General features: G+C 68.3%; 27 protein-coding genes, 2 tRNA genes and 1 other RNA gene. 8 read left to right on the top strand and 22 right to left on the bottom strand.

Going from position 1 to position 26,118, the window contains the following annotated elements; genetic code table 11:
* Nucleotides 1-4 precede the first annotated feature (4 nt).
* The 7 genes from ACWDTD_RS11890 to ACWDTD_RS11860 all read right to left on the bottom strand — a co-directional run bounded on the left by ACWDTD_RS11890 (nt 5) and on the right by ACWDTD_RS11860 (nt 5,586).
* A complete protein-coding gene (locus ACWDTD_RS11890; protein ID WP_449747307.1) occupies nt 5-1,285 on the bottom strand; it encodes an aminotransferase class I/II-fold pyridoxal phosphate-dependent enzyme in 1,281 nt (426 codons plus the stop codon).
* A gap of 67 nt (nt 1,286-1,352) precedes the next feature.
* An RNA gene (gene ffs / locus ACWDTD_RS11885) (signal recognition particle sRNA small type) lies at nt 1,353-1,447 on the bottom strand.
* A gap of 149 nt (nt 1,448-1,596) precedes the next feature.
* Nucleotides 1,597-1,685, bottom strand: a tRNA-Ser gene (locus ACWDTD_RS11880).
* A 69-nt stretch (nt 1,686-1,754) separates the two neighbouring features.
* Nucleotides 1,755-2,405: a trypsin-like serine protease gene (locus ACWDTD_RS11875; protein WP_449747306.1), complete on the bottom strand. Its 651-nt coding sequence runs from the start codon at nt 2,403-2,405 to the stop codon at nt 1,755-1,757.
* A gap of 57 nt (nt 2,406-2,462) precedes the next feature.
* On the bottom strand, nt 2,463-3,368 hold the full coding sequence (locus ACWDTD_RS11870; RefSeq protein ID WP_449747305.1) for a DUF5996 family protein: 906 nt from the start codon (nt 3,366-3,368) through the stop codon (nt 2,463-2,465).
* A 69-nt stretch (nt 3,369-3,437) separates the two neighbouring features.
* Nucleotides 3,438-4,532: a DNA polymerase domain-containing protein gene (locus ACWDTD_RS11865; RefSeq protein ID WP_449747304.1), complete on the bottom strand. Its 1,095-nt coding sequence runs from the start codon at nt 4,530-4,532 to the stop codon at nt 3,438-3,440.
* Between the two features lies 1 nt (nt 4,533).
* Nucleotides 4,534-5,586, bottom strand: coding sequence for an ATP-dependent DNA ligase (locus ACWDTD_RS11860; RefSeq protein WP_449747303.1), 1,053 nt, complete (start codon nt 5,584-5,586; stop codon nt 4,534-4,536).
* A 233-nt stretch (nt 5,587-5,819) separates the two neighbouring features.
* On the opposite strand from ACWDTD_RS11860, the gene ACWDTD_RS11855 reads away from it, so the two are divergent.
* Entirely contained in the window at nt 5,820-6,092 is a 273-nt protein-coding gene (locus ACWDTD_RS11855) for a hypothetical protein (RefSeq protein WP_449747302.1), read from the top strand.
* A 67-nt stretch (nt 6,093-6,159) separates the two neighbouring features.
* Here the strand turns inward: ACWDTD_RS11855 and ACWDTD_RS11850 are convergent, their stop codons facing one another.
* Complete coding sequence (locus ACWDTD_RS11850; protein WP_449747301.1) at nt 6,160-6,966, bottom strand: hypothetical protein; 807 nt, start codon at nt 6,964-6,966, stop codon at nt 6,160-6,162.
* A gap of 113 nt (nt 6,967-7,079) precedes the next feature.
* On the opposite strand from ACWDTD_RS11850, the gene ACWDTD_RS11845 reads away from it, so the two are divergent.
* The 3 genes from ACWDTD_RS11845 to gluQRS are packed head-to-tail and all read left to right on the top strand — an operon-like array spanning nt 7,080 to nt 10,164.
* Entirely contained in the window at nt 7,080-7,799 is a 720-nt protein-coding gene (locus tag ACWDTD_RS11845) for a response regulator transcription factor (RefSeq protein ID WP_449747300.1), read from the top strand.
* A gap of 40 nt (nt 7,800-7,839) precedes the next feature.
* Nucleotides 7,840-9,159 carry a sensor histidine kinase gene (locus ACWDTD_RS11840; RefSeq protein ID WP_449747299.1) on the top strand — a complete coding sequence of 440 codons (1,320 nt, stop codon included), beginning with the start codon at nt 7,840-7,842 and terminating at the stop codon, nt 9,157-9,159.
* Nucleotides 9,160-9,216: 57 nt separating this feature from the next.
* The gene (gene gluQRS / locus ACWDTD_RS11835) at nt 9,217-10,164 is read left to right on the top strand and encodes a tRNA glutamyl-Q(34) synthetase GluQRS (RefSeq protein WP_449747298.1); all 948 of its coding nucleotides are present in this window, start codon (nt 9,217-9,219) and stop codon (nt 10,162-10,164) included.
* 186 nt (nt 10,165-10,350) lie between these two features.
* Here gluQRS and ACWDTD_RS11830 read toward each other — a convergent pair whose 3' ends face one another.
* The 3 genes from ACWDTD_RS11830 to tgt all read right to left on the bottom strand — a co-directional run bounded on the left by ACWDTD_RS11830 (nt 10,351) and on the right by tgt (nt 14,226).
* Entirely contained in the window at nt 10,351-11,370 is a 1,020-nt protein-coding gene (locus ACWDTD_RS11830; protein ID WP_449747297.1) for a hemolysin family protein, read from the bottom strand.
* On the bottom strand, nt 11,367-12,761 hold the full coding sequence (locus ACWDTD_RS11825; protein ID WP_449747296.1) for a hemolysin family protein: 1,395 nt from the start codon (nt 12,759-12,761) through the stop codon (nt 11,367-11,369). The genes ACWDTD_RS11830 and ACWDTD_RS11825 overlap by 4 nt, the downstream gene beginning before the upstream one ends.
* Before the next feature lie 172 nt (nt 12,762-12,933).
* The gene (tgt, locus tag ACWDTD_RS11820; protein WP_449747295.1) at nt 12,934-14,226 is read right to left on the bottom strand and encodes a tRNA guanosine(34) transglycosylase Tgt; all 1,293 of its coding nucleotides are present in this window, start codon (nt 14,224-14,226) and stop codon (nt 12,934-12,936) included.
* A gap of 92 nt (nt 14,227-14,318) precedes the next feature.
* Here tgt and ACWDTD_RS11815 point away from each other — a divergent pair, with 92 nt between their 5' ends.
* Nucleotides 14,319-14,756, top strand: coding sequence for a hypothetical protein (locus tag ACWDTD_RS11815; protein WP_449747294.1), 438 nt, complete (start codon nt 14,319-14,321; stop codon nt 14,754-14,756).
* Between the two features lie 97 nt (nt 14,757-14,853).
* On the opposite strand, the gene ACWDTD_RS11810 is transcribed toward ACWDTD_RS11815, so the two are convergent.
* Entirely contained in the window at nt 14,854-16,170 is a 1,317-nt protein-coding gene (locus tag ACWDTD_RS11810; RefSeq protein ID WP_449747293.1) for a UDP-N-acetylmuramoyl-tripeptide--D-alanyl-D-alanine ligase, read from the bottom strand.
* Between the two features lie 77 nt (nt 16,171-16,247).
* Between ACWDTD_RS11810 and ACWDTD_RS11805 the strand changes: the two genes are divergently transcribed.
* Nucleotides 16,248-17,324: a D-alanine--D-alanine ligase family protein gene (locus ACWDTD_RS11805; protein WP_449747292.1), complete on the top strand. Its 1,077-nt coding sequence runs from the start codon at nt 16,248-16,250 to the stop codon at nt 17,322-17,324.
* 77 nt (nt 17,325-17,401) lie between these two features.
* Here ACWDTD_RS11805 and ACWDTD_RS11800 read toward each other — a convergent pair.
* The 4 genes from ACWDTD_RS11800 to ACWDTD_RS11785 form a co-directional block, all read right to left on the bottom strand.
* Nucleotides 17,402-17,489: transfer RNA gene (locus ACWDTD_RS11800), tRNA-Ser, on the bottom strand.
* 69 nt (nt 17,490-17,558) lie between these two features.
* Entirely contained in the window at nt 17,559-17,768 is a 210-nt protein-coding gene (locus tag ACWDTD_RS11795; protein WP_449747291.1) for a CsbD family protein, read from the bottom strand.
* Nucleotides 17,769-17,888: 120 nt separating this feature from the next.
* A complete protein-coding gene (locus ACWDTD_RS11790; RefSeq protein WP_449747290.1) occupies nt 17,889-18,098 on the bottom strand; it encodes a hypothetical protein in 210 nt (69 codons plus the stop codon).
* 103 nt (nt 18,099-18,201) lie between these two features.
* Complete coding sequence (locus ACWDTD_RS11785; RefSeq protein WP_449747289.1) at nt 18,202-18,828, bottom strand: TetR/AcrR family transcriptional regulator C-terminal domain-containing protein; 627 nt, start codon at nt 18,826-18,828, stop codon at nt 18,202-18,204.
* 68 nt (nt 18,829-18,896) lie between these two features.
* Here ACWDTD_RS11785 and ACWDTD_RS11780 point away from each other — a divergent pair, with 68 nt between their 5' ends.
* The gene (locus ACWDTD_RS11780; RefSeq protein ID WP_449747288.1) at nt 18,897-19,844 is read left to right on the top strand and encodes a zinc-binding dehydrogenase; all 948 of its coding nucleotides are present in this window, start codon (nt 18,897-18,899) and stop codon (nt 19,842-19,844) included.
* A gap of 23 nt (nt 19,845-19,867) precedes the next feature.
* On the opposite strand, the gene ACWDTD_RS11775 is transcribed toward ACWDTD_RS11780, so the two are convergent.
* From ACWDTD_RS11775 to ACWDTD_RS11765, 3 genes are all read right to left on the bottom strand, one after another.
* Nucleotides 19,868-20,029, bottom strand: coding sequence for a hypothetical protein (locus ACWDTD_RS11775; protein WP_449747287.1), 162 nt, complete (start codon nt 20,027-20,029; stop codon nt 19,868-19,870).
* A gap of 502 nt (nt 20,030-20,531) precedes the next feature.
* Nucleotides 20,532-20,984: a nucleoside deaminase gene (locus ACWDTD_RS11770; protein ID WP_449747402.1), complete on the bottom strand. Its 453-nt coding sequence runs from the start codon at nt 20,982-20,984 to the stop codon at nt 20,532-20,534.
* Between the two features lie 56 nt (nt 20,985-21,040).
* Nucleotides 21,041-21,583, bottom strand: coding sequence for a tRNA adenosine deaminase-associated protein (locus tag ACWDTD_RS11765; RefSeq protein ID WP_449747286.1), 543 nt, complete (start codon nt 21,581-21,583; stop codon nt 21,041-21,043).
* 110 nt (nt 21,584-21,693) lie between these two features.
* Here ACWDTD_RS11765 and ACWDTD_RS11760 point away from each other — a divergent pair, with 110 nt between their 5' ends.
* Entirely contained in the window at nt 21,694-22,665 is a 972-nt protein-coding gene (locus tag ACWDTD_RS11760) for a prephenate dehydrogenase (RefSeq protein WP_449747285.1), read from the top strand.
* A 12-nt stretch (nt 22,666-22,677) separates the two neighbouring features.
* On the opposite strand, the gene ACWDTD_RS11755 is transcribed toward ACWDTD_RS11760, so the two are convergent.
* The 3 genes from ACWDTD_RS11755 to ACWDTD_RS11745 all read right to left on the bottom strand — a co-directional run bounded on the left by ACWDTD_RS11755 (nt 22,678) and on the right by ACWDTD_RS11745 (nt 26,067).
* A complete protein-coding gene (locus ACWDTD_RS11755) occupies nt 22,678-23,226 on the bottom strand; it encodes a putative glycolipid-binding domain-containing protein (protein WP_449747401.1) in 549 nt (182 codons plus the stop codon).
* A 183-nt stretch (nt 23,227-23,409) separates the two neighbouring features.
* Nucleotides 23,410-23,922: a hypothetical protein gene (locus ACWDTD_RS11750; protein WP_449747284.1), complete on the bottom strand. Its 513-nt coding sequence runs from the start codon at nt 23,920-23,922 to the stop codon at nt 23,410-23,412.
* 444 nt (nt 23,923-24,366) lie between these two features.
* On the bottom strand, nt 24,367-26,067 hold the full coding sequence (locus tag ACWDTD_RS11745) for a cation:proton antiporter (protein WP_449747283.1): 1,701 nt from the start codon (nt 26,065-26,067) through the stop codon (nt 24,367-24,369).
* Nucleotides 26,068-26,118 lie beyond the last annotated feature (51 nt).

Genomic DNA, 26,118 nt, shown 5'->3' with positions numbered 1-26,118 from the left:
CGGCTCAGGAGTCGGCGGCCGAGAGCAACGTCTCGGTGGCCGCGAGGAGCACACACGTGGCCACGCCGTCCATCGCGGCACGCAACTCGTCGATGCCGGGGAAGGTGGGCGCGAGCCGGATGTTCCGGTCGTACGGATCGTCCTTGTAGGGGTAGGTCGACCCGGCCGCGGTCAGCGCGATACCCGCCTCCTTGGCCAGCTGGATGGTCCGCTTGGCCGCGCCGTCGATCACGTCGAGGCTGATGAAGTAGCCGCCCTCGGGCTCCGACCAGGCCGCGACCTTGGAGTCGGCGAGACGGTCGGCGAGGATCTCGAGCACGAGCGCGAACTTCGGCGCCAGTAGGGCGCGGTGCCGGGCCATGTGCTCGTGCACGCCCGCGGCACTGCCGAAGAACCGGGTATGCCGGAGCTGGTTGATCTTGTCCGGCCCGATCGTCGAGAACGACAGGTTCTTGGTGAACCAGTCGACGTTGGCCGGCGAGGAACCGAAGAACGCGACGCCGGCACCGGCGAACGTGATCTTCGACGTGGACCCCAGGACGTACACCCGGTTGGGGTTGCCCTCCTGCGCGGCGATGTCGATGATCGGCAGCGGCGGCGGGGGCGCGTCGACGAGGGTGTGTACCGCGTAGGCGTTGTCCCAGTAGATGCGGAAGTCCGGGGCGGCGGGCATCGACATCAACGCCCGCGCGACCTCCTCGGTGTAGGTGGCCCCCGTCGGGTTGGAGTAGGTGGGCACCGCCCACAGGCCCTTGATGCTCGGATCGGCAGCAGTCAGTTCCGCGCACACGTCGACGTCGGGGCCGTTCGGCAGCATCGGCACCGGGATCATCTCGATGCCGTAGTGCTCGGTGATGGCGAAGTGCCGGTCGTAGCCCGGCGACGGGCACAGGAACTTGATGGGTGCCGCACCCCACGGGGTCGTGGAGTCCGGGTTGCCACGCAACAGCGAGAACACGGTGAGCTGATGCATCAGCTCCAGGCTCGAGTTGCCGAAAGCGATGAGATTGGCGGGGTCCACGGCGAGCAGTTCACCGAAGATCGCCCGCAGTTCGGGCAGGCCCGCGATGCCGCCGTAGTTACGGGTGTCGGTGCCCGCGGCGTCCCGAAAGTCGTCGGCGCCGGGCAGGGCCAGCAGTTCATTGGAGAGGTCGAGCTGATCGGCGGCGGGTTTCCCGCGGGTCAGGTCGAGTTTCAGGCCGGCCGCACAGAGCGCGTCGTAAAGCTTGCGCAGGTCGTCCTGGGTGGCGCGGAGCTGGTCGGCACTCATCGAGTGGTAGTTCAACGCGAAGCCCTCTCGCCGGGCCGACGCGGCTTTGGCTCTCGCGGCCCGACGGCGCTGGTGACCTTGTGATGGGGGACCCCGCGCACCCGAGAGAGCCCGTTGACCCTTGCTGCCTTCCGGCCCTGGGGGAGTTCACAGGATGCACGCCGCGCGGGATCCGTCGTCAATTCTAACCAGGCGCGCGCCCAACGAGCACACCGGCCCTGGTCGACGCACACCTTCACCGGATTCAACGCGAGAACGCGGCGCGAACCGGTAGACGCGGTGGCTGTACCACCCGCGTTCACCGACTCGCACCGCGTTCGACGATTTGGCGGAGGATGGGGGATTCGAACCCCCGAGGGCTGTTAACCCAACCCGCGTTCCAGGCGAGCGCCATAGGCCACTAGGCGAATCCTCCAGGCTCAGCGATGATAGCGGGCGTCGCGCCTGCTACCCAAATGCGTGCGGCCGCAGGTGGGTGTCCTGGTCAGCGCGGATGGCCGGGAATCAACGACACGGGTGCGATCAGGGTGGCCGTGTCCGACCCCGCCGACAGGATGCCGATCACTCGCCCGCTCGCGTCCCGCACACCCGCCCCGCTGTCGCCCGATCGGGACACCAGACTCGACTCCACGCTGACGGTGTCGTGCAGGATGAGGAACGGCGGGGCCAGCGAGAAGCCGCGCGCGCTGCGCACTTCGGGTCGGGGGTCGGTGATCACTCCGCGGCCGAATCCCGAGGTCACACCGAACTTGGTCACGGTCTGCCCCTTCCGGAAGCCCGACGACCAGTCGATCGGGTCGACGACAGCCCTGGTGCCGGGCGCCAGGCGGATGATCGCGATGTCGAGACCTTGGTTGATGCGGTTGGCGCGGATGGTCCCGATGCGCTTGCCCCCGCCGGTATAGACGTCTTGACCGACGTTGCCGCAGTGCCCTGCGGTCAGGGCGTCGGTGGCCGAGACGACGGCGCCGAGGGTGCATTCGGCGGCGGTGACGAGTGTCTGCGGGACCTCGATCTCCATGCCGGATCGCACCGGTAGGACGGCGGCGCGCGCGGTGGCCGCGGGAGCCAGCAGCGTCGCGACGACCGCGCCGAGAATCGCGACCATCACAGCGGTCTTCTTCAATGTCCCCACCTCGAATCCGGTCCAGCACGACCTGACGCACCGGCGATCAATCACCCTACGTCCTTCTCAGCGCAGCGGCAGCGGCCAGTCGGCGAGGCGGGCCGCCGCGTCGTAGGTCGACTGCAAGAATTCCAGCACCAGTGCATCGGGGTCCGACGCACTGCGCACCGCCGTGTACGGCAGCAGGAACTCGCCGAGCGATTCGTCGAAGTAGGCGGGGTCGGGAGCGACGACGGCGTCACCGAATCCGTCGGGTCCGGGATAGGCATAGGAATAGAACGCCCCTTCCGCACCGCCGCCCGGCCAGTATCCCGCGCTCGACAACTGCGCGTCGTAGGCCTTGTGCATCACCCAGTCGGGACAGTTGGGTATGCCGCCGGGATGCAGCGGTGCGCCACCTCCGGAGAAACGGGTGACCGCGAGATCGAAAGCGCCCCAGAAGAAGTGCACCGGACTGCATTTCCCGGTGAACTGTCCGCGGAAGGTGTCGAACACCCGCTTGGCACTGACCATCGACGTCCAGAACCGGCGCATGGCGTCGGCGTCGTAGGCGGCGTGCGTGGTGTCGTCGGGAAACGGGGTGGCCTCGGGAAGTTCGACGGGTTTGGGGTAGATCGGGAACTCGATGCCCAGCGAGCCCAGTTGGGCGAGGTAATCGGCATAGAAATCGGCGACGGTGCGGGGTTCGAGCCGCACCTGCCGTCGCTCGCCGCGAGTGGTGACGATCTCCAGAACGTCGGCGGTGAAGTCGAACACCACTTCCACCCCGTAGCCGTCGTAGGGCATCAGTGACGTGGTCAGTCCCACCGAATTCACATACAGCGCGACATTCCACCAGTGATTTTCCGGCGGCGACAAGGCGAGTCGCGTCTTGCCGACGATCTGCGTCCACAACTGCACGGTGTCGCGGGTGTCCTCCCATTCGGCCACCGGCACCTCGGGCCAGGGATGGGGTTCGTGCGTGGCGGGCATCGGATCTCCTTCGTGGTCGGGTGGCCTCGAGCAACCGGTGTTCGGTGGTCGGCGATCACAACGGCGGGTTCAGCCTCCGGTGATGCGGTTACCGTGGGAATCCCAGTGTGCGCCGACCTTCTTACTCGGTTGCACCCGCGGCGGTTCCCCGGGCATCTTCGGATAGCTCGGCGGATACGGCATATCGCCGAGACCATCGGCGTCGTCACGCTGCACGAGTTCCAGCAGGGGTTCGAGCCCGCGACGATGAGAGGCGATGTCGCCCATCGGATCTCCCCTCTTCGCCAGCAGCTCGGGCACGGTGGAGATGGTGCAGTCGTCGGGATTCACGTCGGCGAGTTCGGCCCAGGTGACCGGCGTGGACACCCGGGCGGTGGCGCTGCGTCGCACCGAGTACGGCGACGCCATCGTGCGGTCGCGGGCGTTCTGGTTGAAATCGATGAAGATGCGTTGTCCGCGTTCCTCTTTCCACCAGGAGGTGGTCACCGCGTCGGGCTTGCGGCGTTCCATCTCGCGGGCCAGCGCTATCACGCAGCGCCGTCCGGCGATGAAGTCCCACCGCGGTTCCACCGGGATGTAGACGTGAATCCCCCTGCCGCCGGACGTCTTCGGGAATCCGGTGTACCCGAGTTCGTCGAGCAGCGGGGCCAGCACGTCGAGCGCGACCGCCCGCACGTCGTCGAAGTCGGTGCCCGGCTGCGGGTCGAGGTCGATGCGGAGCTGATCGGGATGGTCGTTGTCGGTGCAGATCGTCGGCCAGGTGTGGAAGGTGACCGTCCCGAGGTTGGCGGCCCACACGACGTCGGCCGGGATCGTGGGCCGCAGCGCGTCTCCGGTACGACCCGACGGAAAGGTGATGCGAGTGGACAGCACGTGTTCGGGACGCTTCTTGGGGATGTGCTTCTGGTAGATCTCGTCACCGTCGACGCCGTCGGGAAATCGCTGCAGAAAGGTCGGGCGATCGCGCACGGCGGTCATCATCGGCCCGTCGCCACCGGCTTTCCCGCCCGCCACGTGTTCGGCGACGCGTTGGTAGTAGCCGACCAGATCGCGTTTGCGGCCGCCGTTCTCACCGAGTTGGGGAAAGTAGATCTTGTCCGGGTTGCTCAGGCGCACCGCGACGCCGTCGACGTCGAGTTCTTCGGCAGGCGAACGAGATGCCATGTCAGTCAGCGCCTTCCAGCACGTCGTGCAGATCGTAGGTCAGCGGCACCTCGAGCTGGTCGTAGCCGCATCCGGCGGGATCGCGGTCGGGTCGCCACCGCAGGAACTTGACCGTGTGGCGGAACCGGCCGTTCTCCATCTGGTCATACGCCACTTCGGCGACGAGTTCTGGGCGGATCGGGATCCACTCCCCCGACTTCTCCGACCGCCAGCGCGTGGGTTGCCCCGCGGCGGGTGCCTCCGGATCGAGACGCAGTGGTTCGAACATCTGCTGCAACTCGATTCGCTTGCGGTCGGTGAACGCCCCCGCGCCGCCGACCATCCGCGGCTGACCATCGGCGTAGAGACCCAGCAGCATCGACCCGAGACCCGTGCCGCTCTTGTGTACGCGATAGCCGATGACCACACAGTCGGCGGTGCGTTTGTGCTTGACCTTGAGCATCTCCCGTTTGCCCTGCACGTAACGACCGCCCAGACGTTTGGCCACCACCCCGTCGAGTCCGGCGCCCTCGAACGCCGAGAACCACTCGTGGGCCTCGGCGGCATCGGTGGTGACGCGACTGACACGGATCCGTCGTCCCACCTCGTCGTCGCCGACGGCGTGCAGCAGCACCTCCCGACGCCGGGCGAACGGCTCGTCGATCACGGAGATGGAATCGAGAGCCAGCGCATCGAATCCGATGAAGATGGCCGGGGTTCTCTCCGCGAGCATCTGCACCCGTGACTCGGCGGGATGGATGCGCTGGGCCAACGAATCCCAGTCGAGCCGATGGGTGTCACCCAACAGCGCCGGCACGCCGATCTCACCGTCGAGCACCACCTTGGCGGGTAGTTCCACACGCGCGGCGTCGACGATCTCGGGAAAGTAGCGGGCCAGATCCTTACCGCCGCGGGAGCCGATGTACACCTCGTCGCCGTCGCGAAAAATCAACGCACGGAACCCATCCCACTTGGGTTCATATGACCACTCCGGCTCACCGTCGGGTTGTTCGGGAACGGCATCGACCGCCTTGGCGAGCATCGGCGCGATGGGCGGCATCACCGGGAGGTCCACCACCCCATCGTCCCTACTGGACTCGATTCCCGCAACGACCCCCGTATCCCGGCGCGACTCTCACTCTGTTCACACGTCGATCCGCATCTGCGCAGTTCGGCCCACGACGCGCATGAGGAACCGGTGAGGCGCGACGTCGCAGCGTTGTCGTGAGCACGCCCGGCCCGCATCGTCGGTGGTGCCCGACGCAGGGCGAAACAACCGAATTGAAGACCCACGGAAAGGAAATGACCATGTCCATCACCACACGTTCGACACGAATCCGCCGCCTTGCCGCCGGTGTCGCCGCCGCCGGCGCCCTCACCGCACTTCCATTGATGGCGGGGGCCGGCAGCGCCCACGCCGCCGACCCGGGCCCCGGCATCGGCAAACCGGGTCCCGGCGTCATCGACTGGGGATGCCCCGGACTCCCGCAGAAGAAGCAACAGCACGGTGATCCCGGCCCCGGAGTCGGCAAGCCGGGTCCGGGAATTCACGACTGGCGTTGCCCCGGACCGCTGAACTGAGCAGCGGGTTGCACCGAACGCCGACCGAACGGCCCCGCGCATGCGCGGGGCCGTTCACGCGTGCACGTCAGCACATGTCGATGCGTTTGCAGATCCGGGTGAGGATCGGATGCTCTCGTGTGGGCACCGGCTCGTTCGTCGGCGTCGACGACGGCGGTCGGGGGGGCGACGTCGGCGCCGTGGTCGGCGTGGTGGTGGCGGCGGCCGCGCGGGATGCGGCAGCCTGATCGTCGAGCACCTGCTGGTGGCGCGCACATCCGCCGATCGGTCCCCGTTGCGCCGACCACGCGTCCGATTCGGCGGCCACCAGGCGCGGGTACAGCGTGCGCCCGGGTTGCGGCATGTCCGCAACCGCGGATGCGACCTGCTTGTCCACCGGTGGTGCGTCCCGGCCATGACGCACCGGCGGCTGCACCTGTGCCTCACCGGCACGCAGGAGCTGTTCGTTGATGCTGGGACCGCTCGGATCGGTGGACCGCGGTGCACGGGGGAACACGTAACCGGTCAGCACGTCGCCGTTCGGGTCGCGGCCGGCGACGCGCGCCACCACCACGGGCGTACCGACGGCGACGGTGCGCGACAGCGCGGCGGAGAGATCGGAGTGCGCGGCAGCCGGCGCCGGTCCCCCCGCACACACCACCGGCACGATGGCGGCCAGGCGAACCGACACCGGTCTGGCCAGTCCGGCGTCGACCGCAAGGTCGTCAGGCCCGATCGCGGACACCTCCCCCACCAGCGTCGCCGCCGCGGGGACCACCAGAGACGTCGACGGCGCCACGTACACCTGATCATTGGAGGCGCAGCCACCGAGGAGTGCAGCCAAGCCGAGCAGGGCGCTCGATCCGAGGACACCCACCGTCACCACGCGATGCACCCTGACACCCTAGCCAGCAGTGGGCGGCGGGTTGATCGTCACGCGTGACTCTCACCGATCTCTCATCGGTTCACGTCCGTCGAACAGGCCCACACGCCGTACCGTTGAGGACCATGGTCAGCGGACCGGAGCACCGGGCACGAGTTCTCGTCGTCGACGACGACGACGCGATACGAGCGTCGGTGAGCCGCGGACTGCAGGTCTTCGGCTTCGACGTCGAGGTTGCCAGCGGTGGCACGCAGGCACTTCGGATCTTCGACGAGGACCAGGTGGAGGCGATCGTGCTGGACATGACGATGCCCGACCGCTCCGGGATGAGCGTGATCAGCGAACTGCGCGACCGCGGCAGCACGGTGCCGATCTGCGTGCTCAGCGCGCGCAGTTCACCCGAGGCGCGGATCGCTGGGCTCGAGGCGGGCGCCGACGACTATCTGGTGAAACCGTTCGTGCTGGCCGAACTGACCGCGCGGCTCGGCGCCCTGCTGCGGCGCAGCAGGCGTGACCCGCATGTGCCGCGGTCTCGACAGCAGCCCCTCGAGGCCGGTCCGCTGAGGGTGGACCTCGCCGCGCACCGCGCGTTCCGCGACGACCTCGAACTCAATCTCACCCGCCGCGAGTTCGACCTGCTGGCCGCGTTCGCACAGAATCATGGCCGGGTGCTCAGCCGCGCCGAACTCCTCGAAACCGTGTGGGGCTACAACTTCGCCACCGACACCAACGTCGCCGACGTCTTCGTCGGCTACCTGCGGCGCAAGACCGAGGTGGACGGGCGCCCGCGGATACTGCACACCGTCCGGGGAATCGGTTACGTGCTGCGGGACGAGGAGACGTGAGGTCGGGGCTCTCGACCACACACGGCGGTCCGCGACGGTGATGCCGCGACGGCCCTTCTCACTGCGGGTCCGGGTGGCCGCGGCGGCGTCGGCCGGGGCATTCATCATCGTGACCGCCCTGGCCGGTTTCATCTCGTATCAGATCGCGCGCAACAATCTGAACCATCTCGATCGGCAACTGGAGACGGCGAGCCGGCTGGTGAGTCTGAACATCGACGTGGCACAGGCCGACCTCGGTCGGATCGGTGATGTGGGTGCTCTCGCGGTGACCCTGCGCAACGGGGACACCGTGGTCGCCGGAACCACCACGCGAATCCCGCGGCAGCCGTATGGGTTTCACACTGTCGATATCAACGGCACCGAATACCGGGTGGACACGGGGTCGGCGACGCTGGCCACCGGAGAACGGGTGGACGTCTCGGTGGCGGCACCCACGCTCACCGCGCGCACCATCACCCGGACCCAGCAGCGCCGGGTCTGGGTCACCGGGGCGGTCGCGGTGATCGCCGCCAGCCTGCTCGGCTGGGTGTTCGGTGGCCGGGCCGTGCGGCCGCTGGTGCGGCTCACCGGGCAGGTCTCGGCCACGCCACCGGACGTGGACGACGCCCCGACGGGCGCACGCGAAACCGATGAACTCGCGTCGGCGATTCGGGGGATGCTGGCGCGCATCCGCCTCGCGCAGGAGGAAACCGGGGCCGCACTGGAGACCGCCCGCGGTTTCGCCGCCGCCGCGGCACACGAGTTGCGCACCCCGCTGACGGTGATGCGTACCGACTTGGAGGTGATCGGTTCGGCGCGGCTCGCACCCGCCGACCGTGACGCGCTGCTCACCGACCTCCTCCACACTCAGGGCCGGATCGAGGCGACGCTGCAGGCCCTGGAGAACCTCGCGGCGGGCGACCTGCGACGCGGCCCCGGCGAACCCGTCGACGTGCTGGAGGTGGCCGATGAGGCCGCCGCGGAGTCGGCGCGCATCCACCCTGGCATCACCGTCACCGTGCTCGGCGACGACCCGCTGATCGTCACCGGATGGGGAGACGGCATCCGTCTCGCCCTGGACAACGCGATCACCAACGCCGTCAAACACGGACGCGCGCACCGAGTGGAGATCAGCGGCCGACGCGAACCGGCCGGGACGGTGGCGGTGATGGTCGATGACGACGGTGTGGGCATCGCACCGGAGGAGCGCCGGCGCGTGTTCGAGCGTTTCGTCCGAGGATCGACCGCGGCGGCGTCGGGTTCGGGTCTGGGACTCGCCCTCATCGCGCAGCAGGCCGAACTCCATGGCGGCCAGACGTATTTCGAGGACAGTCCACTCGGTGGGGTCAGGCTGGTGATCGAACTCGGCGCCCCGATCTGAGGACTGCCGATCGCCGGTCGGGGTGTGGCCCGGCGGCGCGGCGGTAGGCTCGATGCGATGTCTTCCCCGGATCGATCGGCCGCACCTGCATCGGTGGACGTGAGTGCCGCGGGCCGGTTCGCACCGTCGCCGTCGGGCGAACTGCATGTGGGCAACCTGCGGACCGCGCTGCTGTCGTGGCTGTTCGCGCGCACCACCGGTCGCCGTTTTCTGCTGCGGATGGAGAACCTGGACCGCACGGCCGTCGGTGCCGACCGGGGCCAGATCGACGACCTCCATGCCCTCGGCGTCGAGTGGGACCCTCCGGTGATCTATCAAAGTGATCGTCTCGACCACTATCGCGCGGTGATCGACGGGTTGCGCGCCCGCGGCCGCACCTTCGAGTGTTTCTGCACCCGCCGCGAGATCCTGGAGGCACCGAGCGCACCGCACACACCGCCGGGCGCCTATCCGGGGACGTGCCGCCACCTCACCGACACCCAGCGCGCCGAGAAACGTGCGAGCGGACGAGCACCCGCCACCCGGATCATCACCGACGTCACCGAATTCGCGGTCACCGACGCGCTGCACGGCGAATACGTCGGGGCGGTAGACGATTTCGTCATCGAACGCGGCGACGGCACACCGGCCTACAACCTGGCGGTGGTGGTCGATGACGCCGAGCAGGGTATCGATCAGGTGGTTCGCGGCGACGACCTGCTGTCGTCGGCCCCGCGACAGGCCTACCTGTGCACCCTGCTCGGCCACCGCCCGCCGATCTACGCGCACGTCCCGATGGTGTTGAACGAGAACCACATCCGGTTGTCCAAGCGTGACGGCGCGGTGACGCTGACCGACCTGGCCGCGCGCGGTGTCGACGCGGCGTCGGTGCTCGACCACATCGCGGTGTCGTTGGGTCTGGCGGCCCGGAGTGAGCGGGTGGCGCCGGCAGATCTCGTCGCCCGTTTCGATCCCGCGACGCTGCCGCGGGAGCCGTGGATTCTCACCGACGCCGAGTGGAAGTGATCTCGACAAGCTCGATCAGCGGTGGGCAGCTCGATCAGCGGTGGGCAGCTCTGTCAGCGGTGGGCAGCTCGATCAGCGGAGGGCAGCTCGATCAGCGGGGGGCAGCCCGATCAGCGGGGAGCAGCTCTGTCAGCGGAGGGCAGCTCGATCAGCGGTGGGCAACTCGATCAGCGGAGGGCAGCTCGATCAGCCTGCCGAGGCGACCAGCGGGGTCAGCACGTCGTCGAGCGAGAGCACGCCGCGCACCCGGTCGCCATCGGTGACCAGCGCGAGATGACCGCGGGTCTCGCGCATGCGGCGCAGCACCTCGTGCACCGGTAGGTCGGCCGCCACCCGCGCCAGTGGTCGCGCGAAATCGGCTGCGGTGGTGCCGGACGGAGCGGCGAGGCTGTCGCGGACATGGACGACGCCGGTCAGGGCGTCGGCGTCGCGGCCTGATCCGCCGGATCTCACCACGAGACGCGAGTGCCCACTGTCGCGGGACACCGCGCGGATCTCGCCTGGGCCGGCACCGGAATCGATCACCGCGAGCGGCGAGTCGGTGACCACGTCGCCGGCGGTCAGCGACTCCAGTGCGAGCGCACTCGACAGACGCGCGTGATACTCCGCGTCCAGCGTCCCGGTCTGCGCCGAATGGTCGACGAGTTCGCGAAGCGTGTCCGGGTCCTGTCCTTCCGACAACTGGTCGACCGGTTGCACACCCACGCGGCGCAGGCACCAGTTGGCCATCGCGTTGAGTTGCATGATCAGCGGGCGGGTGACCCACATGAACGCGCGCATCGGAACCGCAAGCAGCACAGCCGATTTCTCGGGATGGGTGATGGCCCACGACTTCGGTGCCATCTCCCCGACCACCAGGTGCAAGAAGGTGACGATGATGAGCGCCAGCACAAAACCGGCGATATCGGCCAGCCACAGCGGCGCGCCCAACGATTCGACGGCCGGTGTGAGCCAGTGGTGCACAGCAGGTTTGGTCACCGCACCGAGCGCCAACGTGCACACGGTGATGCCCAGCTGTGACCCGGCGAGTAGCACGGACAGTTCGCCCGCGCTGCGGACCGCCGCACGCGCCGCGCGACTGTGCGCGGCCGCGTCCTCGAGTCGGTGGCGGCGGGCGGCGATGAGCGAGAACTCAACCGACACGAAGAAGGCACTGGCCGCGATCAGGACGATGGTGGCGGCCAGCACCACCCAGGGGTTGCTCATCGGTGGGCTCCCAACTCGTCGACGGCGACACGCACCAGAGAGGGAACGCGGCGGTCGATACCGACCACCGTCGCCGACACCGTCGTCCGATGAGATCCATCGTCGGGCACGGCAATTGGCTCCACCGGCAGCGTCACCCGGTCGCCGGCCGCGGGCAGGCCACCCGCCGCGTGGATCACGAGACCACCGAGCGTTTCGTGGTCACCCTCCACCAGGTCGTGTCCGATGGCCCGGGACACCTCGTCGAGATGGGTGCTGCCGCTGATCAGCCAGCCGTCGTCGACGATCTCGATCGGCGCGCTGGTCTGCGGATCGTGCTCGTCGTCGATCTCGCCGACCATCTCCTCGGCGATGTCCTCGACGGTGATCACGCCGGCCACACCACCGTATTCGTCGATGACCACGGCCATCCGGTCGTCGTGGCCGCGTTCGTTCAACGCGGCGAGGACGTCGGGGAGCGCAAGCGTGGTGGGCACGACGACGGCGGGTCGTGCCAGATCGGCCGCGGTGGGCGCGTCGGCGGGCACGTTAGGACCGGTGTCCGCCGACTCGGCGGCGTGGAGTGCATCGAGCACGTCGTGCAGGTGCACGATGCCGATGACGTCGTCGGCGCGCTCGCCGATCACGGGAAGGCGGGTGTGGCCGCCGGCCATCAGTTCACTCAAGTCCGGCAGCGATGTGTCGGCCCGCACGTGATCCACGCGGGGCCGCGGGATCATCGCGTGTTGGGCGGTACGCGTGGGGAAGTCGATCACGCGGTCGAGCAGCACCGCCAGTTCCGGCGGCAACTCACCGAGAGCCCGCGACTGCGCCACGATGTGTTCGAGGTCGCGCGGCGTGGCCGAATGCTCCACGTCGTGCACCGGTTCGATCCGCAGCACCTTGAGCAGCAGATTCGACGACGCGTCGAAAACCCGGATCACCGGGCCCAAGATCGTCAGGTACAGGCTCGTGGACAACGCCAGACGACGCGCCACCGGCTCGGGCCGGGCGATGGCGAGATTCTTCGGGAACAGCTCGCCGAACACCATCTGCACCACGGTGGACACCAGCACGGCCACCACCGTGCCGATCACGACACCGGCGGCCAGTGGGATGCCCACGTCGCCCAGGATATCGCCGACACCGCTACCGATGAGCGGTTCGGCGACGTAGCCGACGAGCAGTCCGGTGACGGTGATGCCCAGTTGCGCACCGGAGAGCATGAACGAGGTGCGGCGCGTGACGCCCAGCGCGCGGGCGGCCGCAGCGTCGCCGTCGGCGGCGCGCGCCTTGAGGCGGGACCGGTCGACGGCCATGTAGGCGAACTCCTGCGCCACGAAATAGCCGGTCAGCGCGGTGATGGCGATCACGACGACGATGCCGAGCAGAATGCCCAGCGCGGTCACCATGCGATCACCGCCGCGCGCTCAGGTGTGGATGCCCCCGGGTGGGGGCCGGTTCGTCGAGGTTTCGCTCGTTTGCGCCGGGCGCGGTTCATCGCTGCTTTCTGATCGTGGACGTGGTACTTCGCGAATCCAACGAATCGGACAGTGGTGGAGTTCCCTACCCTCGGCGCAGCCCTTAGGTCCGGTCCCCGTTGTGTCGACCCCGGTAGTAGCGGCCCAGGAACTCGTCGCGGTAGGCGGTGTACTCGCCGGCGTCGATGGCGCGGCGCGCACCGTCGACCATCTGCACCACAAAGGAGACGTTGTGCAGGGTGGCCAGGGTGGCGGCCAGACCCTCCTTGGCCTTGAACAGGTGATGCAGATAGGCACGCGAGTACTGCGAGGTGTAGTTGGTGATCTCCGGGTCGAGGGGACCGAAATCGTTGCGGTAGCGGGCATTGGTGACGTTGTAACGACCGTCGAACGAGTAGATGGCGCCGTTGCGCGCCACCCGCGTGGGTGAGACGCAGTCGAAGGTGTCGGCACCGTTCTCGATGGCGGTGAAGATGTCGTCGGGTTCGCTGATGCCGAGCAGATGTTTGGGTGCCTGCTCGGGCAGTTCCTGGTTGACCCAGCCGACGATGGTGCCGAGCTCGTCCTTGGTGAGCGCTCCCCCGATTCCGTAGCCGCCGAACCCTTTTCCGCCGTTGCGCTGATCGATGCGGCTGAGTTCGACGAGGTCGCGGGCCGCTTTGCGGCGCAGATCCTCGTACTGCGCCCCCTGGATCACTCCCCACAGCGACTGCTGCGGGCGGTTACTGCGCTCGACGGAGAGTCGATTGTGTTCGGCCAGACAGCGAATCGCCCACTGCCGGGTGCGTTCGAGCGAATTCTCTTGATAGCCACGGGTGTTCATCAGTGTGGTCAGTTCGTCGAAGGCGAAGATGATGTCGGCGCCGAGCTGGTGCTGGATCTGCATCGACACCTCCGGCGTGAACCGGTGAAACGAGCCGTCCAGATGCGATTTGAACGTCACCCCGTCGTCGTCCACCCGGGACAGACGTTCGCGGCCCTCGGCGATCTTGTCGTCGTCCTGCTCGCCGGTCACGTCCATCGAGATGACCTTCTTGAATCCCGCGCCCAGCGACATCACCTGGAAGCCGCCGCTGTCGGTGTAGGTGGGTCCCGGCCAGTTCATGAAGGCACCCAGCCCGCCGGCCGCGTCGATGATGTCCGGTCCCGGCTGCAGGTACAGGTGATAGGCGTTGGCCAGCACGGCCTGCGCGCCAAGTGCGGCGACGGCCTCGGGCAGCACCGTCTTGACGGTGGCCTTGGTGCCCACCGGCACGAACGCGGGGGTGTGGATCTCGCCGTGCGGCGTGGCGATCACGCCGGTACGGCCGAGCGAATCCGGCAGCCGCGTGCCCACGCGGAAGGCGCGGTCGGGTTCGAGGTGGGCCGCGGGGGTAGCTGCGTCGTGCGAGGTCACCGCTGCATCTTCGCAGGCTGGTGAGCCGCCACCCAAACCGGCGACGCGGCGGCCCGCCGACGCCGGTGTGCGCATTCGCTACGGTTGAGGCCATGTCGCGCAGCCGTGATCGCATCCTTCTGGCCGTGTCCGGCACCGTCGTCGGTGCCGCCCTGCTGCTCACCGCATGCGGTTCGGAGCAGGAGTCGGCAAGCGGCCCGGGAACGGCGTCGGAACCTGCCGATTCGACGAGCCCGGTGGTGGTGGGTGGCCCCAGGCCGGAGTCGCCGGCCACGTCGGTACCCGAGGAGACCGAACCCGGCACGCAGCAGTGCGGCAAGATTTCCGGTCCCGACGGGGCGCTGCGCGTCCTCATCGTCAGCGGCAGCCTCAACTGCAGCACCGCGATGGAACTCGCCAAGGAGTACGGACCCAAGATCGCCACCGGCGAGCCGCACACGGTGAACGGATGGAAGTGCGGGCCGTCGCAGACCACCGGCGTCCTCGCGAGCTGCACCAAGGACGACGCCGAGGTGACCTTCGCGCCGTAACCCGTACACAATCGGCGGCTCAGCGGGTGCCGACCGCTACCTGTGCACCTCGAACCCTTCTAAAGCGCCCATTCTGTACGGATTCACCTCTGTCTGATCAGCACAGACGGTCGGCAACCCGTTCCAGCGCGGCGACGCGGCTGCCCTTGACCAGCACCGCATCGCCCTCGCCGAGGTCGGCGAGGGCCGCCACTGCGGAGTCGATGTCGGGCACGTGGCGGGCGCTCGGACCGTAGTGGGGTTCGTCGACAGCGATCACCTCGATGCCCAGGTCACGGGCTCTGCCCGCGATGGCGGCGTGCTGCTCGGCCGAATCGTCGCCCAGTTCGGCCATGGTGCCCAGTACCGCGACGCGCCGATGCCCGGCGAGCGCGGCCAGCGAGGTCAGCGCCGCCGACATCGACGTCGGATTGGCGTTGTACGCGTCGTTGAGGACGGTGACCCCGGACGCGGTGGTCGAGAGCTCCATGCGCAGGCCCGAGAGTGCCGCGCCCAGCAGACCCGCGGGCATCGACTCCACCGGCACGCCCAGGGCTCCGGCCGCCGCCGCTGCGGCGAGCGCGTTGGGCACCTGATGTTCGCCGCGGGCGGCGAGGCGGATGTCGGTCGATCCCCACGGGGTGTACAGCCGGAACGACGCGCGTAGTTCGTCGTCGAGCGTGATGTCAGCGGCCGAGACGTCGGCCGCGGGGGTCAGTCCGTAGGTGATCACCTGCGCCGAGGTGCGCTCAGCCATGGCTGCGACGAGCGGATGGTCGGCGTTGAGGACGGCAACGCCGTCGGCGGGCAGTGCCTCCACCAGTTCACCCTTCGCGCGCGCGACGGCGTCGATGCTGCCGAACAGTTCGAGATGAACCCCCTCGACGCGGGTGATGATGCCGACGGTCGGCCGCGCGATCGAGCACAGCAGTGCGATGTGGCCCACACCGCGCGCACCCATCTCCACCACGACGGCCTCGGTGTCGTCGGGAGCGTTGAACAGGGTCAGCGGCAGCCCCAGCTCGTTGTTGAACGATTTCTCGCTGGCCGCGGTGCGGTAGGTGGTGCTCAGCAGCCCTGCCAGCAGATCCTTGGTGGACGTCTTGCCCACCGAACCGGTCACGCCGACCACCCGCTCGGGGAGTCGGCGCCGCGCGAGTCGGCCGAGGTCGGCGAGCGCGACGGCGGTGTCGTCGACCACGACGGCGGCCGCGTCGACACTCTCGATCGGCGCTCGGGAGGTCAGGTATGCCGTGGCCCCGTCGGCGCAGGCCGTCTCGATGAAGTCGTGGCCGTCACGGGCCGCGACGATCGGCACGAACAGTTGCCCGGGCCGGATCGAGCGCGAGTCGATGCTCGCACCGTCGACCATGACATCGGCCCCCACCAGCTGTCCTCCGACCGCCTCGGCGATCTCGCTCACCTGAACACGCACGCCTCAACGCTAAAGGAGTCCCGAACCGTCGTGTGCGGGGGGAGAGCGGTAATCGTGTGGGACGTATCGTGGCACCCATGCCTTCTCCCCTGCTGCGCCTGGTGGTTCTCTACGGCGGAGTCTCCGCCGAGCACGATGTCTCGTGTGTCACCGCGGCGCATGTGCTGGCTGCGGCCGACCGCGCGAAGTACGAGCTGGTGCCGATCGGCATCGCCAAGGACGGCACCTGGTTGCGCAACGACAAGGCGATCGCCTCTCTCGCGGACGGCACGCCACTGCCCGATTCGCTGGAGACCGCGGGCACCGCGATCGATCCGCTGACCGAACTGCGCAACGGGTCGACCACCGCGATCACCGTGGTGCTGCCACTGCTGCATGGCCCGCACGGCGAGGACGGCACGATTCAGGGTCTGCTGGAACTGTTCGGCCTGCCCTATGTCGGCGCCGGCGTGCTGAGTTCGGCGGCGTGCATGGACAAGGGCATGGCCAAGACCATCGCCGCGCAGGCGGGCATCCCGCAGTGCCGCTGGATCGAGTTCCGCGACGGTGTCGACGACGCCCGGACCATCGCGTTCCGCGCCATCGAGGAACTCGGACTGCCGCTGTTCGTCAAACCCGCGAACCTGGGTTCGTCGGTCGGTATCACCAAGGCGCACAACGCTGCCGAACTCGACACCGCGATCAATGTGGCGCTGCGCTACGACGACGTGGTGGTGATCGAGGAGTTCGTCGACGGACGTGAGGTCGAGGTTGCGGTGCTGGGCAACACCCGGCCCGAGACGTCGGTGCCCGGCGAGATCCGGCCCGGCAGTGAGTTCTACGACTACGAGGACAAATACGTGACCGGCGCGGCCGAGCTGGTGATCCCGGCGCCGCTCACCGGCAAGGCCGCCAACGACGTGCGTGAGCTGGCCGCGCGCACCTTTGTCGCGATGCGCTGTGCGGGCATGGCGCGGGTGGACTTCTTCTACGAGGAATCCGGTCGCGGCTGGCTACTGAACGAGGTCAACACGATTCCCGGCTTCACACCCGGCTCGATGTACCCGAAGCTGTGGCAGGCCACCGGGATCTCCTACCCCGAGCTGATCGACCGGCTGGTGACGCTGGCGATCGAGGTGCATCGTCGTCGGACGGGGTTTTCGACCGAGCACTGACCTCGCTCACTGGTCGCAAGGCTCACTGATCGCACGAAAACGGCCCCTCACCTGTAAGGATGAGGGGCCGTTCGCTGCGGTGGCGGAGGGATTTGAACCCTCGGTACGGGGTTACCGCACACAGCATTTCGAGTGCTGCACCTTCGGCCGCTCGGACACGCCACCGCGGAAGACTGTACCGCAGAGCGCGTCCGGAGCTAAATTAGCTGGTCACCGGGGTGCAGCCCGGCGAAATCAGTTGCCGGTCAGCTTGTCCTTGAGGTCGTCGACCTTGCCCTTGACGGTGTCGGCGACCTCGTTGATCTTCTGCTTGCCCTGGGCCTGAGCCTGATCGCCCTTGCCCTCGGACTTCAGATCCTCGTTGTCGGTGATGTCGCCGGCAGCTTCTTTGCCGCGACCCTTGAGCTCTTCGGTCTTGTTCTTGGCGTCGTCGGTGATTCCCATGAGTCACTCCTCGCGTGTTGGTCGAGCGACCGCGGGTTTCTTCGCGGCCGCAATCCACCGTACACAGCGCCGAACGGCAAGGTTGCGGCATGCGCAGACTGCCGACTAGGAGAACCGAGGTCAGTGGCCGGTGAACTTGTCTTTGATCTCGGAGAACTTCTCCTTCGCGGTGCCGACGGCGTCGTGCACCTTCTCGTTGTCGGCGAGCTCGGTGAACTTCTCCTTCGCCGCATCCACGGCGCCGTGGACCTTCTCGCTGTCGGCGAACTCGGCGACCTTGCCCTTCACGGTCTCGAATGCGTCGTTGATCTTGTCGGTTGAATCGGACATCACTTACTCCTCGGTCTACCTGGGCCGGCGGCCCTGCCACGACCAATGTGCCACAGCCGACCGGTGGCGGCCGGATGAAACGGGAGCAGTGTTGGCTACCGCATCACCCGACGCCGGCGATGATTGCCGCGAGGTGTCTCTCGAAGCGTGCGTCGGGGTCGCCGAACAGGATTCGGCCGGCGGCAACGGCCAGCGGATGGTCAGCCCCTGTCCTCGAATCACGTTCTGCAAGTGAGTATCTGGAATCCTCGGACTGGCCGCGTTCTTGTTCTTCGATGACGAACCCCACCACGAAACACGTCACGAGTTCTGCGGCCGTGACGACGCTGTCGAGGCTGACGCCGGTTGATGTCACGGACGCGAGCCATGGCTCCTGCGCTCGGATCACCTCGGGATCGGTGAGCCTGGTGCCGCTGAAGGTGCGCGCACCGTCACGGTGGGCCAGATATTCCCGACGCAGCACCCGGCCGTAGGTGGCCAGCGACTCGGGCCAGGGCGCCGATGGAGCCGAGCCCAGCTCGCGCACAACCCGTCGTTGAATCTCGGTGCCCATCTCATCGAGAAGTGCCTGCTTGTTTTTCACGTGCCAGTACAGGGCGGGCGCCTTGACTCCGAGGCGACTCGCCACCGCACGCACGGTCACCGCGTCGACCCCTTGCTCATCGAGCAGGTCGAGGGCGGCAGCGACGATCTCTTCGACACTCAGCCCCTTGGCACGTCCGGCAGGCACCTTGACAGCTTAACAAAGTTAAGGGAACCTTGCGGCAAGGTTATTTAACTTAGTTAAGGAGAGTCGTCATGAAGGCAGCAGTCATCCAGGGCCCCGATCGGGTCCCGACATACGGCGACTTCGCCGAGCCGCAATGCGTCGACGGGACCGAGGTGTTCGATCTTGTCGGCGCCGGGGTTCATCGCGTAGTCCGGTCGTTGGCGTCGGGCACTCACTACGGCAGCAGCGGGGTCTACCCACATGTGGTGGGTATCGACGCGGTGGCCCGGGGCGCCGACGGGGGTCTGGTGTACACGGGCCGGATCACACCGCCGTGGGGCACGATGGCCGAGCGTATGGCAGCGGCCGGCGGTTTTCCGGTCCCCGACGATGCCGACCCGCTGGCCGTCGCCGCAGGTGTCAACCCGGCGGGCTCGAGCTGGTTACCGCTGCATCGTCACCGCGACCAGCGGGGTGCGGTGGGGTCCGTGCTGGTCCTGGGTGCAACGGGAATGTCGGGACAACTCGCGGTGCAGGCCGCACAGCTTCTGGGGGCGTCGTCGATCGTGGCCGTCGGGCGCAACCGGGCGGTGCTCGACGACCTCGCGAGCCGAGGCGCGACCGCGGTTTCTCTCACCGTGGACGACCCGGTGTCGGCGCTCACCGACGCAATTGCGGACTCCCCGCCCAACCTGGTGCTCGACTACCTCTGGGGCCCCGTTGCCGAGGCCGCGTTCGCCGCGCTTGCCCGACATGGATTAGACGAGGACGACACCGAGATCTCGTATGTGCAGATCGGCGCACTCGCCGGCCTCACGTCATCGGTTCCCGCAGCACTACTGCGTTCGCGCAACATCACCGTGTCCGGCAGCGGGGCCGGATCGGTGTCGGCAGCACAGTCGATGGCGTCGATCCCCGCGGTGATCGAGCAGATTGCCAACGGCGGCTTGCGGGTTCCCTATCGCGCCTACCGCCTCGCCGAGATCGAGAGCGCCTGGACGCACGACGGACCGGCCCGGGCGGTGGTCACGCCCTGACGGCCGGTCCGGTGAAGGGGCAATCAGTGATTGCCGAGGAACTTGTCCTTGAGGTCGCCGATCTTCTCCTTGGCGTCCTCGACGACGTCGTGCACCTTCGCATTGTCGGCGAGATCGCCGAGCTTGTCCTTGACGCTGTCGACCGCGTCGCTGACGGTCTCCGAGATCTTGTCGGCCTCAGACATCTTCCACTCCTTGGGTTTTGATCGTTTGACCTTTCGATTCTCGCCCCCTGGAGACCGACCGGAACCAAGATCCGGACGTGCCGTCGCGAATGGTCGGGATGCTGGCGCGGGGTGCGGTGCTCGGGCTCGCCCCCAGCCCCCGCCCCCGCTGGTTGAGCTTCCCCCGCTGGTTGAGCTTGTCGAAACCACCCCCGCTGGTTGAGCTTCCCCACCGCTGGTTGAGCTTGTCGAAACCACCCCGCTGGTTGAGCTTCCCCCGCTGGTTGAGCTTCCCCCGCTGGTTGAGCTTCCCCCGCTGGTTGAGCTTCCCCCGCTGGTTGAGCTTGTCGAAACCGCCCCGCTGGTTGAGCTTCCCGCCGCTGGTTGAGCTTCCCCGCTGGTTGAGCTTGTCGAAACCACCCCGCGGGCACGCTCGACGCGGATGCGGGCACGCTCGACGCGGATGCGGGCACGCTCGACGCGGATGCGGGCACGCTCGACGCGGATCCGGGCACGCTCGACGTCAGGGGGCGGGGTCGGGGCGGCGGCCGGCGAAGAAGTCGACCATCAGCTCCCGGCAACGCTCCTCGAGCACCCCGCCGCGCACCTGCGGCCGGTGGGCGAGCCGGGTGTCACGGACGACGTCCCACAGCGATCCGACCGCACCGGTCTTGGGTTCCCAGGCACCGAACACCAGACGGTCCACCCGCGACAACGTGATCGCACCCGCACACATCGTGCAGGGCTCGACGGTCACCGCGATGGTGCATCCGGGCAACCGCCACCCGTCACCGAAGGCCGCCGCCGCGGCACGCAGCGCGAGCACCTCGGCGTGTGCGGTGGGATCACCGTCGGCCTCCCGACGGTTGCCCGCGCGGGCGAGTTCGATTCCCGACGGGTCGAAGACCACCGCACCGATCGGCACGTCATCGGGGCCCGAGAATCCCACCGCGGCGTCCAGCGCGGCGTCGACCATCGACTCCCACACCGCAGGTCCCCAGCCGGGCTCTTCGGTCCGCGGCGGGTGGTCGGTCAATGCCCCAGCGAGTCGAGAACCTTCGACAACTCGTCGGCAAAACCGAGTCGCGCCGCGATCATCCCGATCTGCTCGTCGGCGTAGAGGTCCGTATCCCCGACGATCACACCCATCACCGCGTCGGGCAGCCCGAGGTCGGAGAGCACCCCGAGGTCGCCCTCTTCCCAGGGGTCCACGTCGTCGAGGTCGTCGGGGTCGATGTCGGGCACATCGACGTTGATGGCGTCGAGCACGTCGACGGCGATGTCGTAGTCGATCGCCGCGGTCGCATCCGAGATCAGTAACCGCGCCCCGCCGGGAGCGGGCCGGACCACGATGAAGAACTCGTCGTCCACGTCGAGCAGACCGAACACCGCGCCAGCCGCGCGCAGTTCCCGGAGTTGACGTTCGGCGGCGGCCAGATCGATCAGGGCGGCCGGATCGAGCGCCTTGACCTGCCACGCGCCGTCCTCGCGGATCACCGCCACCGCAAATCCCTCGACCTCATCGGTCAGTTGCTGCTTGTTCGAGCCAGATACTCCGGCGCCGGCGCCTGCCATGCAGGTCACGGTAGCCGAGGAACCTCGGCTACCCAAACCCCTGCAGTCCACCCCGCTTTCACCGGCCACCGCCGGGCGGGAAGGGCACCCCGATGTGGGAATCTGGTGTGGTGACCGCTGATGCCGCAGACGCCGCCCGCTCCGCACGTCCGGTGTGCATCCTGGGTCTCGGCCTGATCGGTGGGTCGCTGCTGCGATCCCTGGCCGACGCCCACCGCGAGTGTTTCGGCTACAACCGGTCGCCGGACACGGTGGCCGCGGCCACCGATGCGGGCTACGACGCGTCCACCGACCTCGACGCCACCCTGCGCCGGGCCGCGGCCGCCGACGCGATCATCGTGCTCGCCACCCCGGTCACCACGATCGAACCACTCGTGCGCGCCATCGCCGACACCGCGGCGCGCTGCCTGGTCACCGATGTCATCAGCGTCAAACAGTCTGTGGCAGAGACTATTTCACGAGTGCATCCGGGGGCGCGCTACGTCGGCGGGCATCCGATGGCCGGCACCAGCCGCTCGGGGTGGGCAGCCACCGACCCGTCGCTGTTCACCGACGCGATGTGGATGGTGACCACCGAGGATCACACTGTCGCCGACGACTGGTCGGCGGTGGCCCACCTCGCACTGTCGACCGGTGCGATGGTGGTTCCCGCCGCACCCGACGCCCACGATCGCGCCGTGGCCGCCATCTCGCACGTCCCGCACCTGACCGCGGCCGCCACCGCTGCCGTCGGGGCAGGCGAGAGCGATCTGGCGCTGCGGCTGGCCGCAGGCAGCTTCCGCGACGGCACCCGAGTCGCGGCCTCGGCGCCCGCGCTGCAGCGAGCGATGATCGAAGCCAACGACGTCGCCGTGCTCAACGCGCTCAGCGAGGTGATCGACCGGCTCGTCGCCGCCCGCGACGATCTGCGCGATCACGGCAACGTCGCCGCTCTCATCGACGACGGGCATCGCGCGCGCCTGGCCTACGAGCGGATGGCACAGGCGAACCGCGACCCCATCGTCGGGGTCACCGTCGGCGAAGACGGATGGCAAGCGCAGCTTCGCCGGCAGGCACACCAGGGCAAGGTGTGGCTCGGCTGAGTCGAGCAGCCCTCAGACCCGTTCGGCCAGCCCGGGGTAATTGATCACGAAGCCGTTGGCGTCGACGGTCAGATCAGCGGTCGCCACCGGGGACACCACGGTGGGGCCGTCCGCACCGCTCGAGTAATGCAGTGTCGCCGGCTCCACCGCTCCGCTGGGCAGGTAGACGTAGACCACCGGGACGTCGAACTCGCCGGCCCCGCCGGCCAGACCCAGCCGACGGATGGGCAGCGCGTTGAACATCGGCGACAACGCGAGGTCGACGTCTAGTGCACCGTTGAAGTCGCCGCGGAAGGTCTCACCGTCGGTGTGGATCAACCACTGGTTCTCCTCGTCGCGCGAGATGCCGTACTGATTCTCACCGCTGGCGCGCAGCAGGTGGATCGACAGGCGTTTGGTGATACCCGCGTCGTTGGTGACGAGCTCGTAGGAAGCAGAGAACGCCTCCTGCTGGGCGGTGGCAGCGGCGATGATGCGTCCGTAGGCCTTGATCCGTGCACCGTTCACGTGCAGACGGACTTGCTCGAGCCGATCGGCACCCACTCCGCGCCACGTGATCATGGTCTTGAAATCCGGGGTCGCGGTCTCCGTCGTGCCACCCGACGACGGAGCAGGATCCTGCGCTGGCGAAATACTCACTCTGTACACGTTAGCGATGTCGGGCCACACGCACGCACCTGATAGACAGCGCCGCAATCGGGGTCCCGAAGTGCGTGCGATCACAGCGGACGGGGACGGCCCACCTCACGCGGTGCATGATGCGGTGCGCCGCGTGGTTTCCGCGTCCACGCGGTCACGCGCGACGACCCGCCCGCCGACCGCGATCTCACAGGTCACCGAGCTGCCCGCGCCGGCGATCACCAGCAGCCGCAGCGGGTTGGAGCCGGCAATGAACTGCAGATGCCAGGTGGGCGGGGGCATGAACTCGCTGCGCAGCCCCTGATCGTCGACGTACAGGATGGTGCCGCTGCCGTCGATCGTCGCGTCGTAGGTCACGGTCTGGCCGGCGCGGAGTCCGGGGGCAGGGGTGTCGGGGACAGTGGGCGGCACTCCCGGCGGCATTGCCGGTGGGGCGGTCGGCGAGGCCACGGGAGGCTCGACGAGAGTCAGCCGGGGCTCGTCGAACGGGCTCGACGCGGTGGTCGTCTGCCGGTACTGGGTGACCCCGTAGAGCACCAGGCCCACCACCACGGCGGCGACCACGGCGAACACAATGGCCGTGCGGCCCATTCCGCCACGCCGCGTGCCCGCCGGCACGACATCGCCTCCGTGCGGCGTCGTCGCGGTGTCGGCGGGGTTGTGCGACGTCCCGGGTGCCCCCGCGGGTGCAGCACCGGTAACCGCAGGTCCCGGCGGGGGTGGGCCGGGACGAAAGCGCGCGGTGCCGTCGGGTGCGTGCCCCAGTGGCGGGTAGAGACCGGGCAGCAGCGGCCGGCGATACAGATCGGCGACAGATGGTGCCGGGGACGACGGCGGTAAGGACGGCGGGGCCGGGGGCGACGGGGGTAAGGACGGCGGGGCCGGGGGCGACGGGCGCGGGGACGACGGGCGCGGGGGCACAGCACCCGCCGCAGGCCGCGAGGCGCCACGGGTGGCCTCGTCCGGCTGACCCATCCGCACCTACCTCCTCCGCTGCGCGACGCCGACCCGCTGGCGCGGGAGAGATCGGCTACCGACCTTTCCGACGATACGGACTCGGGATCAGAAGCGGCTCTCGAGTCGCGCCGACAGTCCCGCCTCCTGCAGGTCGAGCCGCTCGAGCATCCCCCGCACCACCTCGTCGTCGACCTCCCCCGCGTCGCGACGATCCACCAGCGCGTCCCGCTGGGCCTGCAGCACGTCGCGGTAGAGACCGGCGAACGCGTCGGTGCGCGCGGTGTGTGCCTCGGGATCGGGCATCTCCTCGGCGTCGCGGGATTGACGGGCCACCGACTCCTTGATGTATCGGATGGTCTCGGCGTCGAGACCATCCGGCGGGTGTCGCACGAACTCGTCGATCACGGCATCGCCGGCGGTCAGCACGATCTGTTCGGCACGGTCGGTCTGCGCGTGGTCGTAGGATTCCTCATCGTCGTTGCGCAGATGCAGCCGCGCGATCAGCCACGGCAGGGTGGGGCCCTGGATGAGGATGGTGCCCACCGCCACGACGAAGGCGATCGCCTGGATCGCGGCGCGCTCGGGGAACGGCGCTCCCGAGGCCACGGTGAGCGGAATACCCGACGCCGCCGCCAGCGTCACCACTCCGCGCATCCCGGTCCACGCGACCACCGTTGTCTCCTGCCAGGTGAGCGGACGGTTGTCGATCTGGGAGCGCCACGCCCGCCATCGGCTCTGCATCCGCCCGTCGCGCCGGGCACGCGCCGAGGTGTGGCGTCGCGGTTGCGCGGCGATCTCGGTGGGCGCGTTCTCCTCGATGTGCCGGCTCACCACGCCACGACCGAACATCGCGAACACGCAGATCGGCCTGATCAGCAGCACCACCGCGAGCACGATGAGCGACGCCACCGCAACCTTGACCAGCGACTCGTGCGCCTCACGCAGGTCCTCGATGATGAATCGCAGCTGCAACCCGATGTAGGCGAAGACGAACGCCTCGAGCAGCACATCCACCGAGTTCCACACGTAGCGTTCCTGCAGTCGGGTCTGATACCCCGCGTGCACCGATCCGGACCCGACGACGAAGCCGGCGACAACCACCGCCAGCACCCCGGACGCGTGGACGTGTTCGGCACTCAGGTAGGCCGCGAAGGGCACCACGAATCCCTGGACGGTCTCCAGCGCCGGGTTGCGCAGATGACGTCGGATCCACAGCGTGAGATAGCCGAGGATCGCACCGACCACGGGCCCGAGCACCGCGTTGTAGCCGAAAAGCAGCAGCGGGTTGTCGATGAAGGCGTGGGTGTCGGCGATCTGCGAGATCGCGATGGCGAACAGCGACAGCGCGGCGGCATCGTTCACGAGGCTCTCACCGGTCAGGATCGTCATCAGCCGTTTGGGCAGGCCCAGTTTGCGGCCGATGGCCACGGCGGTGACCGCGTCGGGCGGTGCCACGATCGCCCCGAGCAGCAAGGCCGTGGCGAAGGTCAGTTCTGGCACCAGCCACGAAGCGACGAATCCGACGGCGACGGCCGTGATCACCACCATCGCGACACCGAGACCGAGGATGGGTTTGAGGTTGCGAATGAACTGCGGGACGGAGAAGTTCAGTGCCGCCGAGTACAGCAGCGGTGGCAGTACCACCGTGAGTAGGACGTCGGAGTCGAGTTCGACGCGCGGCATCCCCGGGATGAACGACGCGGCGAGCGCCACCAGCACGATGATCAACGCGGGTTGCATTCCCCGGCGGTCGGCCAACGCGGTGACGATGATCGCGCCGACCAGCACGAGGATCAGCGATTCCATGAGCAGAGATTCTGGCAGGTCGGCGCCGGTTTTGCCGGATACGGGCGCGGC

This window comes from Gordonia sp. NPDC003425, from assembly GCF_053588635.1.
This window is presented reverse-complemented; position numbering and strand designations above follow the sequence as displayed.

Bases quoted from the DNA above. Each gene is read 5' to 3' on its own strand.
- ACWDTD_RS11870 (WP_449747305.1), bottom strand. From the start codon at position 3,368: ATGCCCGCCACGCACGAACCCCATCCCTGGCCCGAGGTGCCGGTGGCC.
- ACWDTD_RS11865 (WP_449747304.1), bottom strand. From the start codon at position 4,532: ATGGCATCTCGTTCGCCTGCCGAAGAACTCGACGTCGACGGCGTCGCG.
- ACWDTD_RS11855 (WP_449747302.1), top strand. From the start codon at position 5,820: ATGTCCATCACCACACGTTCGACACGAATCCGCCGCCTTGCCGCCGGT.
- ACWDTD_RS11845 (WP_449747300.1), top strand. From the start codon at position 7,080: ATGGTCAGCGGACCGGAGCACCGGGCACGAGTTCTCGTCGTCGACGAC.
- ACWDTD_RS11840 (WP_449747299.1), top strand. From the start codon at position 7,840: ATGCCGCGACGGCCCTTCTCACTGCGGGTCCGGGTGGCCGCGGCGGCG.
- gluQRS (WP_449747298.1), top strand. From the start codon at position 9,217: ATGTCTTCCCCGGATCGATCGGCCGCACCTGCATCGGTGGACGTGAGT.
- ACWDTD_RS11830 (WP_449747297.1), bottom strand. From the start codon at position 11,370: ATGAGCAACCCCTGGGTGGTGCTGGCCGCCACCATCGTCCTGATCGCG.
- ACWDTD_RS11825 (WP_449747296.1), bottom strand. From the start codon at position 12,761: ATGGTGACCGCGCTGGGCATTCTGCTCGGCATCGTCGTCGTGATCGCC.
- ACWDTD_RS11815 (WP_449747294.1), top strand. From the start codon at position 14,319: ATGTCGCGCAGCCGTGATCGCATCCTTCTGGCCGTGTCCGGCACCGTC.
- ACWDTD_RS11805 (WP_449747292.1), top strand. From the start codon at position 16,248: ATGCCTTCTCCCCTGCTGCGCCTGGTGGTTCTCTACGGCGGAGTCTCC.
- ACWDTD_RS11795 (WP_449747291.1), bottom strand. From the start codon at position 17,768: ATGGGAATCACCGACGACGCCAAGAACAAGACCGAAGAGCTCAAGGGT.
- ACWDTD_RS11790 (WP_449747290.1), bottom strand. From the start codon at position 18,098: ATGTCCGATTCAACCGACAAGATCAACGACGCATTCGAGACCGTGAAG.
- ACWDTD_RS11780 (WP_449747288.1), top strand. From the start codon at position 18,897: ATGAAGGCAGCAGTCATCCAGGGCCCCGATCGGGTCCCGACATACGGC.
- ACWDTD_RS11775 (WP_449747287.1), bottom strand. From the start codon at position 20,029: ATGTCTGAGGCCGACAAGATCTCGGAGACCGTCAGCGACGCGGTCGAC.
- ACWDTD_RS11770 (WP_449747402.1), bottom strand. From the start codon at position 20,984: ATGGTCGACGCCGCGCTGGACGCCGCGGTGGGATTCTCGGGCCCCGAT.
- ACWDTD_RS11765 (WP_449747286.1), bottom strand. From the start codon at position 21,583: ATGGCAGGCGCCGGCGCCGGAGTATCTGGCTCGAACAAGCAGCAACTG.
- ACWDTD_RS11755 (WP_449747401.1), bottom strand. From the start codon at position 23,226: ATGATCACGTGGCGCGGAGTGGGTGCCGATCGGCTCGAGCAAGTCCGT.
- ACWDTD_RS11745 (WP_449747283.1), bottom strand. From the start codon at position 26,067: ATGGAATCGCTGATCCTCGTGCTGGTCGGCGCGATCATCGTCACCGCG.